Raw genomic sequence first — 13871 nt, 5'->3', positions numbered from 1 at the left:
ACTCTCTCCTTATGAATTATTGTCGTTGTCTGCTTCATAACTCAGAGTGAGCGAAACAGAGTCGGCAAAACGTAGCGCATGAGGCTTATCAATTCTCACTTGAGCGTATTTCACCCATGGATGGTCGATACAGATGCCAAGTACGTCGCTGGTTAGTTTTTCCAAAAGCAGAAACCTTCCGGATTCGACGTGTTGAATGATCTTCTTACAGATGTTTTTGTAGTTGAGCGCGTTGTCTACATCATCAGAGAGACAAAGGTTGTTAGCGGGGTAGTGGATCTCTGCATTGATAACGATGTCTTGCTGCTTAGACTTTTCTTCTTCGTTGAAACCGATGAAGGTTCTTAGTCTCAGGTTTGTAATGGTGATGATGGCGTTGTGATTCATAACAGTGTCCATTCCTTAGAAAGTGAAGTCAGTTACGTGCTTGTTTTAAGAAAAGATCAGTAAAGTCACGCGATTAAGATTTCAGTTGTTCTTTTTTAGTCGTTCTTTTTCAGTCATGTACGTGCTAAGTGAAACTGAGCTCAAAAGAGATGGGCTCGGTTTTCTGACTCAACTGGTCGAAGCTTTCCCAGAGTTGCTGAAACGAGCTATTTAAGGTGGGGTGACGTTCTTGCGCGGCAATATCAACTAACGGCCTGAGCACAAAAGCGTATTCGGTGATTTCGCCTCTAGGTAGCTCTACACCGTCAATAATGCCCACTTTATTACCGTAAAGAAGGATGTCGATGTCCATAGTGCGTGAAGCGTAGGCTTTAGTCTGACGCTTGCGATCGTTCTCTGACTCGATTTGGTGTAGAACTTTAACCAACTCTGCGACAGAGAGGTCACATTCGAACCCAACGACTAAGTTAAGGAAGTTATCTCCTTCAAAGCCCACAGGCTCGCAATCGTAGAAGTTAGATATGTGCAGGGGAGCAAAGCGGTCATTCAATGCTTTGAGAGACTGTGTGACGTGGTGTTCGCGGTTAATGTTGCTTCCGATGCTGACATAGACGTTGGCCATAGTACTTCCTTCTTGTTTAAGGAGCCTATACGTCCAAGTTGCGATGAAGATCAGCTATGCATCCTCTTAAAAACAGGAAGATAAAAGAAAATGTGGTTCTGCCGCAAATCGCTTCTGATAGTGATAGAATCCCCGCATTAGAATTATCGAGAATCTAGGTATTTATGAACTATGTTTATCCATCAAGTTAACGGCATCGACTGGCTGGTGATTACAGCTTTTGAAGAACTAAAACCGATGTTTATCGAAGATGCTGGTCCAATTCCATCTTACTTCTCGACCGCCAGTGAATTGAGCTTGATTGATCAAGCTAAGCGTAGCTATGGGTTTTTGCCGACACTTCGCGGTGTGATCACCGATACCGGCACGTATCAAAGCAAAGATCTTGAAGAAGATTTGAACCCACAGCTTGCGTGTATCGTTGAAGGGCGTGGCCGAGTGTTTATCTATCACGGCGACTACGTGGCTTTTGTCGATGACGAACAAACCTTCATTACCCGAATGGACTGAATGTGATTCAGTGGGTTTAGATGGGCTAATTAGTTATAGATAAACTGCTCTGTAGATAAAACTAAGGCCTCGCGTGTGCGAGGCCTTTTTGTTTGTAGCGAGTCAGGAGAAAAGTCTCTTGAGGTGTTACTTTTCTAAATTGTGCTTAATGATTTGTTCCACCACACCATCCATCGTTCTGGAGCTAATTTCAGGCTTCAAATACAGGGAATGATACTCAATTCCAGTGCGGTCTATATAGGCTGCTTGTAAGCCAGCAGATAACGCACCATGAGTGTCCCAATCGTGAGTAGCCACAAGACGAAGGTTTTCGACAGGCTCTTTTAACGTTTCTGCTGCAAATCTATACACATCTGAATTTGGTTTGAAACTGCCTGTTTCTTCAACGGAAATGACGGTGTCAAAGTCATCTTCTAAGCCCGAATTCTTGATTTGAGCAGTGATGAGGTCGAGGGATGAGTTGGAAAAAGCGACGGTTTTAAAGCCGTTGTTACGCAATTCAAGCAGAGATGCTTTGATATCAGTGTGCGGTGGTAGGTTGGCAAAAGAAGTTAACAAGGCATCTTTACTTTCCGCCGATAAATCACACTTGTACCGTTGTGCAATTGCGTCGAGCGCTGAATTCGCTAGTTCAGAAAAAGTAGACTTTACGTTTGTTGCGATGCAAATCGTTGAAGAGTGTAAAAGCTTTGAGAACCAAAGCGACAGTGCATCCTCACTGCCAAATGCCGCTTTAAATTTGGGTTGTAATGACTCCAAATTTAAAACCGTTTCGTTTATATCAAACAGTATCACTTCTTTTTTCATGCCAAGAACCCAGATCGAATTGAATTTCGTACTTACATAATCCGCTCCGATGGCCCCGTTTTCAACCTCGATTTAAGTAACTTAAGCTTTGTTCTCTAACTAGAAATGAGGATTGGAATGAGTCATCTATGAACACGTCACTCAAATCTGGCGTTGCTTAACAAGTAGAGGCAACGCCAAATCTGGGATAATTTATTTAGCTTATTTAGCTTATTTAGCTTAATTTGCAGCTTCGATAGTGCCTTTGAAAGTGCTGTTTAAAAAGTCATTGATCTCTTGTGAGTGATAAATTGAGATGATCTTTTTATACGTTTCATTGTTTTTGTCTTCTTCTCGCGCTGCCACAACCATCACAGCTAAAGGTGCGTCTTTTTTCTCTAAGTAAATGCCTTGTTTCTTAGGATCGAGTCCAGCCGACATGACATAGTTCATGGTGATTGCAGCTGCGTCTACATCGTCAAGAGAGCGGGGTAGCTGCGCGGCATCCACTTCAACAAATCGAATGTTCTTAGGGTTGTTAACAATATCGTTTAATGAAGCATTGAAACCAACGTTGTCTTTTAATGAAATCAGCCCTGCATCTTCAAGTAGCAGTAGTCCGCGCCCACCATTCGTTGGGTCGTTTGGAATCGCGATTCGTGCGTTATCTGGGATAGAGTCAAGCGAAGTGTACTTGTTCGAGTAAACGCCCATACGCATCAAAATAGAACGTCCGATAGAAACTAACTGGCTATCGTGATTGGCATTAAAGTTATCGAGAAATGGCTGATGCTGGTAACTGTTTAGTTGGATACTTCCATCGTCGAGTGCTGCGTTAGGGGTGATGTAGTCTGAGAATTCGACGAGTTCAATGTTTATCCCTTGCTTCGCTGCTTCTTTAGCGACTGCCTGTACAACTTGTGCATGTGGGCCAACTGTCGCCCCAATCTTGATGACAGCCTCGTCTTGTTTTCCACATCCTGTCACGCCGAATACGAATGCTAATGCAAACAGGGATGCTGTGATTTTTTTGCAGCGGTTCATGATAACTCCATTAATTAAAAGACGTTTAGGTGTCTGGATGTCTATATTATCTATTTATAAAGTCGGGTCAATAGGTTTGTTAGAAGCAAAGTTAGATAGAGGAAACAAAGGCCTCACACGTATGAGGCCTTTGGGGTTTCGTTGAGTTAGGTATAGGGTAGTAACCTGAAATTTAAAGAAAACAGGTTCGGTAACCTTGCCTATCAAGAAAGCTTTTGATTAAAGAACTCAAGCGTACGTGCCCATGCTAACTCCGCTTCCTCTTTAGCATATCGACCTGTTGAATCGTTATGGAAGCCATGATTCACACCGTCATAGATGTAAGCTGTGTAGTCTGCCCCAATCTCTTTGAGTTCAGCTTCATAGTCTGGCCAAGTTGCATTCACACGTTTATCGATTCCAGCGAATTGGAGCAGTAATGGCCCTTTAACATTCTTTCTTAAATCAGGTGCGGCAGGAGTGCCGTAAAATGGAACGCCCGCATCCAGTTGCTCAGGCATTACCGCCGCCAACATATTCACGATATAGCCACCGAAGCAAAATCCTACAGCGCCTAGTTTTCCGTTACTTTTTTCATGAGACTTCAAGAAGTTTGCAGCAGCGATAAAGTCTTCTTCGATTTTCTCTCTGGATAATGATTTTTGCATTGCTCTACCTTCATCATCATTACCTGGATACCCGCCAAGCGAATAGAGTGCATCAGGTGCAAACGCAATAAACCCAGCGGCCGCGAGTCGTCTTGCCACATCCTTTACGTATGGATTCAAGCCTCTATTTTCATGAATAACCAAGACAACAGGCGCATTACTCTCTAGCTCTTTGGGTACCACCAAGTAGCCATAGCCTTCTCCGTGTCCCTTAGGCGAAGGAAACTTCTCGTAGGTTGCTTTGATGGAAGGGTCATTGAAAGAGACTTGCTCTGCCTGCGCATAATTAGGGATCAGTGCAGAAGTTAGCGTCGTCATAGTTAAGCCAAGTACAGCTAGCCCGGATAGACGAGCCATAAACTCTCTGCGATCAATCAGACCGTGCGCATATTCGTCGTACCAATCAAATGCTTCTTGAGGGATAGATCGAGTTGGATCTGATTGAGATTCGGTACTTTGATTCATAACTTTTCCTTGTTGTGAGTTGTTTGATCAATCAACTATAGTGGAAATTCCAATATATTTGAACGATCGCTCAATATTTTTTAAGCTATTTGTTATATCAAAGTACAAAAATTAGATGACAGTCCGATAAAATGACCACTTCGGAATCAATTCCCATGTCTTAGGTTTGTTTTACTGAATCAATCAATACAAGGTTGATGTAAGTGATTAAGTCAGTGAAGTAGTGCGTTTTTGATTATTGGTTTTTTGAAATGATCTAGGTCGGCCATCAGTACAGAAATGTCACTCTCTCGGCCTGGTTGAACAAGCTTGGGTATCAGCTCAGCTAGACCTCTATGGTTATAAAGGCCTGTTTGTTCGTCAGTAATCGATAAGCGATAGGTTTGCTTCAATAAACGATCAGTTAAGATCCAAAACACTGAAAATGCGAGGCTAATAGTTGTGATTGTTATGATAACGAAAGACAATTTATGAATATCTGATATCAGGTAATAGTTTGAATTCGTTCCTTTGGTATGAGCAAGTATGCCCCTAATTGCCATATAGAGAATGTTGATGAACAGGGTCAGGTTCAACAGACATTTTGCTTCTCTGTTATCGTACTTTTCCCCTGAATAGTTTGTACAGAGGGCTAAGATACATATCGTCACAACGAGAATACTTCGAGCTTCGATCCTAGAAGTAACAGAAGGCGCGATTATGGCGCTATAAAGAAAGAAGCTAATGCCAAGGGAGCTAATGATGATTGATATTACGAGAAAAGATCGACTTGCTCCTCGTAACACGGTTATGCCGACGAGTAACAAACCATATGCTTATGCAGATCAATTTATGTTCAGGTACGCCAGCACTAGAGCATTTCTGAACTAGAAAGTGTCACGTAAAAATTCAAGCCATCAAGATTCTGGACCCAGTAGCGACATACATCTACCTTACTGGCTGCTTAGTCTTTGTTTTTTCCTGACCAAAGACGAAGCTGGATTCTATAGACGCAATATTAGGTAGGCGTGATTGCCTGTCATCAAAAAGCACCCTGCTGATTTAATAGTCGGTAGGGTGCTTTCTCGATGACAATATTGTTTTACCAAGTTGCTTACTATTTGGGCTGGTGGCCTGTCTTCTTCGCAAGCTCTAGCATAGCCTCGGCAAACGTAGTTGTTCCGCCTTTCGCTTTAACCTGAACCACCTTATATCCTCGGCTTTCCAGCGCTTGACGCTCTGCTAAAACGGCTTTGTCATCGGGTTGGCTGCCTTGCACAGGCTGATGAATGTAACACCCCTCAAGTTGACCATCTTCGACCAGTTGGTGATGTTTCAGTGCGTTGATATCAAAATTCATAGTCATTCTTTTCGTTTTAAATGGAGAGTCTCTGTGGCAAAGGTCGTGAGTCTTTATAATTGATTGTTTGTACCATACGGCATTTTAACCATAAGAAGCTAGTGTAAATTCAGTAATCAGATACCAAGAAGTCAATCTCAATACTTTTGCTTAACTGAACGTGATCGCGTGTCATCAAATGGCAATTAACGCTTACTACTGGTGGGTAATATGGCGTCAGATTTCAGAGCACCACTACTAACTAAGAGAGTATTTTATGTTCAAGAAAACACTGATTGCCGCTTCTTTAGCTATGACAGCAGCTTACTCAATTGCTGCCCCTGCGCCCGTTCAGGAAACGGCACCAGTCGCTGTATGTGCTGGTTTCAATCACAGATTGATAAATTGAAGCGCTGTAACACTCTTCTATTGGCATAGCTCGCAATAGCTTGGTTGATTGGAGAGTGAATCAAGGCTTAACGTTGCCAATGTTTCTTTGAAAGGGGAGTTTTGTAAGGCGGTGGAGAGGGTGTCAACTTCCTTAGTCGAGAGCAAACTGGCGTGCCTAAACAGAACGTAATCTAATGCAACGTGTAGATATAACGTTGAGAAATCTGGCTGAAGTAAATCATGGGTGTTATTCAGTTGCTTGATAAGTGATTGAACACTCTTTTGAATACCTCCCTTTCCTCTAACTGTCAGCACATTTTGTTCAGCTTCAAAGCAGCTCAATGCAGCGCAGCGAAATGCTACTTCCATGAGAGTCTTACTCATTCCTAATAACGACATGCGTTTAGCATCACTCGTATTGGCTGTTGTGAGTATCTTTGTCGGATAAGCCTGTAATAGGAAATCGCAGATAGTTAAGCTTTCGGTGAGTGCAAAACCATCATTGGTTTCAAGAACCGGTATAGTGCTAAATGGATTGATTGTGACTAATGCTTGGGGTGTCTGCCATGGATCAACCCATTCAAGTTCAATGGGTGCATTACACAGGTAGGCAGTGGCCAACACCGCTCGTGAGAATGGCGAGGTATCATTTAAATACAGTTTCATGAGCGATTCCTTTGCTACGAACTTATTTGAGCAGTGTTTAATCCCTGCTGTTTGGTTGATGTAAATGCGATGCAGAGTATTGATAAAATGAGCGCACTCGCACTGAGCATAAATAGGACGTTATAGCTGGTGAGTTGCGGGGCGTAATGAGCCATAACAAAGCCAACGGTGCCTTGCGAAACGGCAAAAGCCATTGTCATTGTTCCCCAAGATTTTGTGTGGAGTTGAGTGCCAACGAGTTCTAAGGTGTAAGTTGATACGAGTGTTACGATACCCGGAGTGAACATACCGACGAGTAGCGACGAAACAAAAAGTGAAACTTCACCTGTATGCATTAACGGAAGTGCAACGCCAGTCGCCTTACAAATAAAGGCAGCTAATAGCGCTTTTTTGAGCCCAACCTTATCACCCAATACACCTGTCACTATCGGTCCAATCGCTGCCCCGATGCCAAATACGGCCCAATAAAAGCCGCCACTTGTAAAACTCATCCCTAACTCACGAACAATATAGTCGACCCAAAAAAGAGTATGAGGTAAGTAACCAATTGCGCTAAAGGTATAGGCTAAAAGTACAAATCGAATACTCGTACGTTTACGCTTAGATAAGTCCTTAAACGAAGCTGGGCTCATAGCACAATGACTCTGTTTAGCCTCAAGACTCCATGTTTTCCATGTCAGAACAGTTGCTAGAAAAGCGATGGCTCCCATCCCTAACCATGCGCTTTCCACACTTTGATAGATCAGAAGAGGTATGATCGTTCCTGAGATCATGGCACCAAGCCCAATCCCTGAAAATACGACGCCACTGATTCTCGCTTTCATCTCTTTTGGGTGAAGGCTAGCGATCATCGGGGGAGCGAGCACCATAAGAATGGCTCCGGACATTCCTGCAATGGTTCTCAGTGTTAAAAACCATTCGAAGGGGGCAGACTTTAAGGCGCAACCAAGATAACTAAAGCTGCTCAATAACAGAGAGGCACGTATGAGTGTACCGGTTGAATAGTATCGCTGTAGAAAGCTTGAAGTGGGAGCTCCAAATATATAGCCGATCAGCGTTGCAGCGCCAAGGGTTGAGGCATCTTCACTTGAGAACCATCCGCTCTGTATGAGCACTGGCATCAAGGCTATGTAGGCAAAGCGGCCAATGCCATTCCCAACTAATGTTGCTGCAAATCCTGCAAAGGTAGCGCGGTTTAAGAGTTTTATTTGCTGCATGTCGCGCCCGATGTTTGTGTTTGTAACATCACGCTAACATTTTAGTTTGAATGCTCTCAAATGAGTTTTTACTCTAATGTCTGGAGTTTGATGGTGATTTATATTCTCTGTAAATGTTGGATTCATCATTTACATTGGGGTCCATTCTTTTGAACTCAGTTCAATGTTAAAAATACACAGCCTGATAATCGATTGAATTAGCCGACAAACGAACTCGACTCAATCCTACCTTTTCGCTGCGATTGTATTCATTGATAGAGTGGTCAAACCCATAGGCGGTTGAAGGTGCCATATATTGGGTTATTCCTTGTTTTGTGGCAGTTATTCCATCATGGCCGTGACCACAAATAACGTCACGCACGCGATACTTGCGTAGCACCTTCATTACCTCGGCATCGTTTTCCAAACGGATCGCTTTCATCCACTCAGAACCGACGGGAATGATAGGGTGGTGAACAACAACGATGGGATCATCGGCCTTTCTTAGTTGCTGTTTTAGACGAGCTATTCCACGGTTATTAATGCGCCCTGAACCTAATGGATGACGGCTATCAAGCGGCTTGTCGCTAGAGTCCAGAAATACAAACTCTCGTCCATTGATAATCGTTTTATCGGTGACGAAAATCGTCGAGCCTTTTAGCTCAGTACGCATTAAGCGAGAGTCGTCATGGTTGCCCGCAATCGCGTTAATAGGCTTGGCGTTAATGTGTTGCCTAATGAACGCTTCCAATCGAATGTAGTCACCCAGTTTGGGATTACAACAAATATCACCGGTCAGAAAAATGGTCTCACAGGTTGGATCGTTAGCGACGTGTTCCAAGGCTTTACGCAGGTTTTCATAGCTGGATTCATCTGAAAGGTGGCAATCACTGATTTGGTATACGGTAGTCATCGATGTTGTCCGGTTATTCCATTCACTTTCATAGGTGATAGAAAAATGCCTGCTAGATCAGCAGGCATTTATTGGTGTTAGTTTGCTTAGGGTGTTTTAGGAGCGTTGGAAGCTTCGTGTTGTTCAATCATGAAGGCAATGGCTTCATCAGTTAAACAAGATTTACTCACATATTGGCGCTGTTTACCAATATGAAGGATAAAGCCGAGATCAGTCTGCTCAAGTTGGTCTATGTCAGTCCAAGCGATAGTGTTGGTCGCTTTGTGGTTTTTGTAACTCACTCCGTTAACATCACCTTGAAAGACAATTTTGCTGCCAGCGCCTGAGCTGATTTTTTGTCTCCACAACCACCAGGTTCTTTTGCAGTACACACTGAATGCTTCAATCACACTCAAAACAATGAAGAACCAACCAACGTAGCCATTTGGTAATAGTTCAAACTCTAGTAGAACCACACCAAAAATAAGAAACAATATTCCCTTTAAATAGGCTTTTGGAAACTGAGTCGGAAGGCTAGTTTGATCATAACACTCTGCAAAAAACGTCTTGTCGAGGGTGTATTCTGTGGTGAAACCGGGTTCTTTAGACATGTGTGGCTACTTTAAGGTTCTCTATAAATGGGCTCTCTATGGATGGTATCCATACTGCGCTGTCGCAACTTGAACATTGTATCGCTTCTCGATGCTTTTCTTTAGCGGTTTTGGGCTTTGTTTTGTAAATCGATGATACTTATCGGGTCCATTCTAACCATAGCCACATGACTATCTTAGGGGGCATCCCTAAGATCAACTAAAAAATTGGTTATGGAACGGATAGACCCGTGGCGTCTCTTTGTTGTTTAGGCTATTGCCCTTTTGGGATAAAACTTCGATCTCATGCCGAAGCGATACCTCGGGCATGACCTTATTCTATTTCAGTCAAGGGGTCAGTACTCGATGAATAACGACACCTGCTTAACGTTAATGAAAAAACTTCTTTCATAAGGAGCAGAGGTAAGAGCAATATCTAGTTTGTTCAGCCCAGATACTCTCTTCTCATTTAACGCTTCTAATAGTTTAGAGTTGGTAAACTTAAGCGTTTGACCTGCTTCTACGTTGTTGAATGTATTTAGCGGATTACTCCACGCTGCACATATTGTAAAAGACTCACAGAACGTGTCGTAATCCAGTGTGTTTGGAGACCAAGTTTGATTAATGATATGCGCGGTTACATTGTTGAATGGAAATTGAAGGGTTGATTCACCGAATTCGACATTGAGAGTTGCCTGTTTAATTTTTCCTCTAACCCCACTTAAATCAAAACTCGCTAGCGTCTCGTAGTCGTATGGGATTGAAGACCCTGCCCTTAGGTAGCCGCCAACACGATGTTGCGTGATTTGTGAAGCCGGAGTGGTCTGCCAGTTTTCTCTTTCTAAACCGAACAGGTTAGAGGATATGGTCACATTTACTGGTGGACTGAAATCAGAGGCTTGGTATGGTGGCGTTTGACCGAGTAACCCTTGTCGATAGGAGTCAGCGCCATTATAGACTAGTAGTGCGGTCAGTTCATAAGGACCATCTGCTTGCTTAAACGTATCACCAGGAACTGTAAACTTGACGGTGTTTACGCCCGCCTCGAGGGGTTTTTGAAAACTCACTAGCTCTAAATACTCTCCAGCAGCACCAACGATATTTACTGAACCTGTGTAAGTTCCACTGCGCGTAACATGGAGCGGAAACTCAAAATTCAGCGAATCTATGTAAGTTCCATCTTGTGACATGCTCGGTGTGGTGACTAAATCCCCCGTAATTTCAATCGGGTCACGGCAACGTTCAAAAGACCCCAACTCAATCATTTCTTCAAACTGAATTCGAGGGGCTGAAATTCGTATGTTATCTTGAGTGATTGCGTAGATGATCGTCGGATTGGAGATCAAAGTAGACGCAGAATCAAACGCGGCAAAAATATCTTCCGTTGAGTATTGCAGAGTGACGATTTGCTTCGCAGGTTTGAGTTGCAGACGTTTGCTCGTGTTAAGCTCATCAATTCCATCGCTGAGGTAACCATGAATGGCAAAGTCACCAGCGGAGTTAACATCAAGTTCCAAGCGCTGCTCTAAGGCAATAACACAGCCTTCAGACGAGAAAACTGGAGCGAGTGAGTGATTGATAAATTCAATGTCAGCGGGTAGTACGTGGATTTTTTTGCTTGTCTGGCGAGCGATGGTTGTTCCATATACCTCAAAAGACGTTGTGCCTTCAACTAGGTACTCCCCTTCAGCGGGTGGAACAAAAATATTGCTATAGACACCATCTTCAGCGACAGCATCGAAATTAGCCCCCTCATCTTTAAGCGTTAGGCGTGTTTCTACTCCAGTTTCATCAGTGATCACTGCGTTGGTTTGGGCACCTTTAACCGGATCTCCCTTGTTTGTCAGTAATGCAGAGACAGGAACTGGTTCACCGACCACAAATTGGTTAGCGGCTATCGCCATGCCAAACGCAATAGGTGATTGGATAGCAACCTGAGCAATGATTACCGTGTTGTAACTTGGGTTTGGAAAATCAACGACGATCTTCCATTCTCCAGGTTCAGGGTTAGTTACTTCCGGTAAAAATACATAGCTGCCCGGTAGCGGCGGACTTTGTGTGCCACCTGAGAGGATGTTCGCTTGCACATCATTGGATGATGTTACGACTTGCCCGTTAGGGCTAAATAAATATACGGTTGCATCATCCAACGGCACGATGATTTCTGCTTTTAGGGCTTCCGCTTCGTCGATGTTAAACAACATTGTGACTTCGTTATTGGCACTAGTCACTGGCTGAGATAGTGTCGTGCTTGTACTCATCCCAACGGGGATTGCGTTACTGGCGATAGCCGTTGGGATGAAGGTACAGATAAGACTGAACACCATCACTAATTGCTTGATGAATTTCATAGTGGCCACTCCTTAGCGCATTGAAATAATTTGTTGTAGAAAACGTTCAACGTTTTGTCCCGTTTTCATTGTTGAGTGGTTATTTAATACGTTACCCAACGCATTGGCAAAACTTGGGTTAGCGCTTGCCAAGGTCACAACGACATCATTTTCTTGCGGTACTGTTTGAATGGCTTGGTAACTGACTATTGTGATTGGATGAGTTTGTGGTCCATACACACTTGGCATTGTGACCGACTGAGTTTGAGTATCGAGGTAGGCCGCAGAACTAAAGCTTCTCAGTGCTTGCCAAGCGGTAACGCCCGCCCAACGAGATCCCCATGGGAATAGACCAACGATATCGGGTTCTTTCTCAATAACACCGTCTTGGTTGAGGTCGGCATTTGCACCAATAGAAAATGTATTTCTAATGTTGCCTCGAGTACGCATTTGGAGCGCGTTCGATGCGGTATCTGTTGTTAGATCGCGGATTCCGGGCATTTGGGGACCCGCAAAAGGTATATTTGGGAGTTGCATGTATTTGCCAGCGTAATTATTTGGATCAGTACTGACGTTACTGTAGGTATCAGCGTAGTGGTCCATTTTTATCACCGACAAATCTGCAGCGACACTGCCAAGATGAGGTGTGGAGAAAGTAGAAAGGGAGGTTATTTCAAATGAAGGACTAAGTGCTTTGAGGTTTTGTGTGTCTAGTCCGCCTTTACTGTGAGCAATGACATGAACTTTATCGGATTTCAACTCATCGAGAAAACCCTGAATCTTGTTGTTCAAGATATTTGCATTGGTCGCCGTGGTTCCATTTTTGTCAGCAGAGAAACGAGTATAGAGAATACCATACTCATCGAGTGTAGAAAGTACGCCTGGAGCCGTATCATCATCCCAAGTATTTGATTGTGCAGCAATGCCATGAGCAAGAACAACTGGAACGGCAACATCAAACTCGATTGAAACCCAATCGACAGACATACACCAGTTGTCTCCTGTATTACCAGTATCAATATCGACGCGAATTTCGTTGGTTTGACCGAACTTGATATCGCTAATATCAACTTGAAGGTTAGTATCCGTCCAACGGCTGTCAGCACCTTGCAGTGAGCCTAAAGATTTTCCGTTAAAAGATACTATATCTATTTCTGGCGTAATATTGCTTACGTTGGCATTGGAGTCTATGTCGAAAACCGGCATGCTGATCCTTGCGTTAGACCCGATAACGCCTTTTTGTTGCATATCGACCAGTTTACTTGGGTTAATTCTACCGTTGCTTTGTAAAACGTTGGGGTTGACAACAATAGGAACAGGCAAAGAGATAAGTAGAGGTCCGCCAGAAGCGTAGGTACAACCGGTATCAATACCTGGACCTGAGTTGACGACATAAACACCGAGTTCTTCTTGCGGTGGGGCTATCCCAGAACTTTGTGAATGCATTGAAAAAGTACGTAATTCGTGTGAATCAGGTATATCTTCGGCACTCGCGAAACTCGGAGAAAGTAACAAAACACTGAGCGCGGTGCTCGGAATGTATAGCTTCATTTGTTTACCTTTGAGTATGGGTTATCCAAGAATTTGGGTGAAGAAAACTTTATATGTAGTAGTAAGGTAAAGGTTTAGCTTCTGGTGTGAAATTTACTGCATATAATTTCGACTGGTTACTCAATTGATAAAACTGCTGCTCTATTTTTTTGCAAAATGGGAAGAGTACGATCGCAGTTTCTGGATTGAGGGAAGCTGTGTCCGTATTTTTAAAAGGTAGGGATAGTGTTTTGGGATTGTTAGAACAATCTAAGTTAGTTTATGGAAACGTAGCTAAGAATAGGAAAGTAACAGTTTGATGTGGCTTTGTTACAGATTGTTATTTGGTGTGATGTTCTGAATGGTTGATTACTAACCTAACGGACTGTGCAAAGTTAGGTTAGTAGAAATTGTGTAGTGGTTAATTCAGGTTGAGAGGTAAGGGCTAGTGTCCGTTAGTATAAATAGCAAAGGTTGTAACAAACTGAGGTTTGTTAT

At 43.2% G+C, this 13871-nt stretch carries 14 protein-coding genes and 1 pseudogene; 2 read left to right on the top strand and 13 right to left on the bottom strand.

Annotated features, from left to right (window positions below; all coding sequences use genetic code 11):
• Window positions 1-9 precede the first annotated feature (9 nt).
• The gene (gene folX / locus L1D22_RS09015) at window positions 10-387 is read right to left on the bottom strand and encodes a dihydroneopterin triphosphate 2'-epimerase (RefSeq protein ID WP_017102704.1); all 378 of its coding nucleotides are present in this window, start codon (window positions 385-387) and stop codon (window positions 10-12) included.
• A 124-nt stretch (window positions 388-511) separates the two neighbouring features.
• On the bottom strand, window positions 512-1009 hold the full coding sequence (folK, locus tag L1D22_RS09010; protein WP_239829485.1) for a 2-amino-4-hydroxy-6-hydroxymethyldihydropteridine diphosphokinase: 498 nt from the start codon (window positions 1007-1009) through the stop codon (window positions 512-514).
• 171 nt (window positions 1010-1180) lie between these two features.
• Here folK and L1D22_RS09005 point away from each other — a divergent pair, with 171 nt between their 5' ends.
• Window positions 1181-1519 (top strand): cytosolic protein, encoded by a 339-nt coding sequence (locus L1D22_RS09005; protein WP_239829484.1) that lies wholly within the window; start codon window positions 1181-1183, stop codon window positions 1517-1519.
• Between the two features lie 126 nt (window positions 1520-1645).
• On the opposite strand, the gene L1D22_RS09000 is transcribed toward L1D22_RS09005, so the two are convergent.
• The 5 genes and pseudogenes from L1D22_RS09000 to L1D22_RS08980 all read right to left on the bottom strand — a co-directional run bounded on the left by L1D22_RS09000 (window position 1646) and on the right by L1D22_RS08980 (window position 5800).
• A complete protein-coding gene (locus L1D22_RS09000; protein ID WP_239829483.1) occupies window positions 1646-2326 on the bottom strand; it encodes a haloacid dehalogenase type II in 681 nt (226 codons plus the stop codon).
• Between the two features lie 219 nt (window positions 2327-2545).
• Window positions 2546-3349: a MetQ/NlpA family ABC transporter substrate-binding protein gene (locus L1D22_RS08995; RefSeq protein ID WP_239829482.1), complete on the bottom strand. Its 804-nt coding sequence runs from the start codon at window positions 3347-3349 to the stop codon at window positions 2546-2548.
• 203 nt (window positions 3350-3552) lie between these two features.
• Entirely contained in the window at window positions 3553-4461 is a 909-nt protein-coding gene (locus tag L1D22_RS08990; RefSeq protein ID WP_239829481.1) for a dienelactone hydrolase family protein, read from the bottom strand.
• A gap of 927 nt (window positions 4462-5388) precedes the next feature.
• Window positions 5389-5472 (bottom strand): annotated as a pseudogene (locus tag L1D22_RS08985) (Lrp/AsnC family transcriptional regulator); the annotation flags it as partial.
• Window positions 5473-5557: 85 nt separating this feature from the next.
• Window positions 5558-5800 (bottom strand): hypothetical protein, encoded by a 243-nt coding sequence (locus L1D22_RS08980; RefSeq protein WP_239829480.1) that lies wholly within the window; start codon window positions 5798-5800, stop codon window positions 5558-5560.
• Between the two features lie 256 nt (window positions 5801-6056).
• Here L1D22_RS08980 and L1D22_RS22300 point away from each other — a divergent pair, with 256 nt between their 5' ends.
• Complete coding sequence (locus L1D22_RS22300; RefSeq protein WP_275665029.1) at window positions 6057-6188, top strand: hypothetical protein; 132 nt, start codon at window positions 6057-6059, stop codon at window positions 6186-6188.
• Window positions 6189-6205: 17 nt separating this feature from the next.
• Here L1D22_RS22300 and L1D22_RS08975 read toward each other — a convergent pair whose 3' ends face one another.
• The 6 genes from L1D22_RS08975 to L1D22_RS08950 form a co-directional block, all read right to left on the bottom strand.
• The gene (locus tag L1D22_RS08975) at window positions 6206-6835 is read right to left on the bottom strand and encodes a glutathione S-transferase N-terminal domain-containing protein (RefSeq protein WP_239829478.1); all 630 of its coding nucleotides are present in this window, start codon (window positions 6833-6835) and stop codon (window positions 6206-6208) included.
• 14 nt (window positions 6836-6849) lie between these two features.
• Window positions 6850-8052: a YbfB/YjiJ family MFS transporter gene (locus L1D22_RS08970; protein WP_239829477.1), complete on the bottom strand. Its 1203-nt coding sequence runs from the start codon at window positions 8050-8052 to the stop codon at window positions 6850-6852.
• 166 nt (window positions 8053-8218) lie between these two features.
• The gene (locus L1D22_RS08965; RefSeq protein ID WP_239829476.1) at window positions 8219-8944 is read right to left on the bottom strand and encodes a metallophosphoesterase; all 726 of its coding nucleotides are present in this window, start codon (window positions 8942-8944) and stop codon (window positions 8219-8221) included.
• Window positions 8945-9030: 86 nt separating this feature from the next.
• Complete coding sequence (locus L1D22_RS08960) at window positions 9031-9534, bottom strand: YcxB family protein (protein ID WP_239829475.1); 504 nt, start codon at window positions 9532-9534, stop codon at window positions 9031-9033.
• A gap of 335 nt (window positions 9535-9869) precedes the next feature.
• Entirely contained in the window at window positions 9870-11864 is a 1995-nt protein-coding gene (locus L1D22_RS08955) for a choice-of-anchor X domain-containing protein (protein WP_239829474.1), read from the bottom strand.
• A 12-nt stretch (window positions 11865-11876) separates the two neighbouring features.
• Window positions 11877-13394: an alpha/beta hydrolase gene (locus L1D22_RS08950; protein ID WP_239829473.1), complete on the bottom strand. Its 1518-nt coding sequence runs from the start codon at window positions 13392-13394 to the stop codon at window positions 11877-11879.
• Between the last annotated feature and the right edge of the window lie 477 nt (window positions 13395-13871).

The sequence above is a fragment of the Vibrio sp. Isolate34 genome, assembly GCF_022397915.1.
Classification (GTDB): Bacteria; Pseudomonadota; Gammaproteobacteria; order Enterobacterales; family Vibrionaceae; genus Vibrio.
The sequence above is the reverse complement of the archived record's forward strand: the minus strand, read 5'-3'. Positions and strand labels throughout refer to the sequence as shown.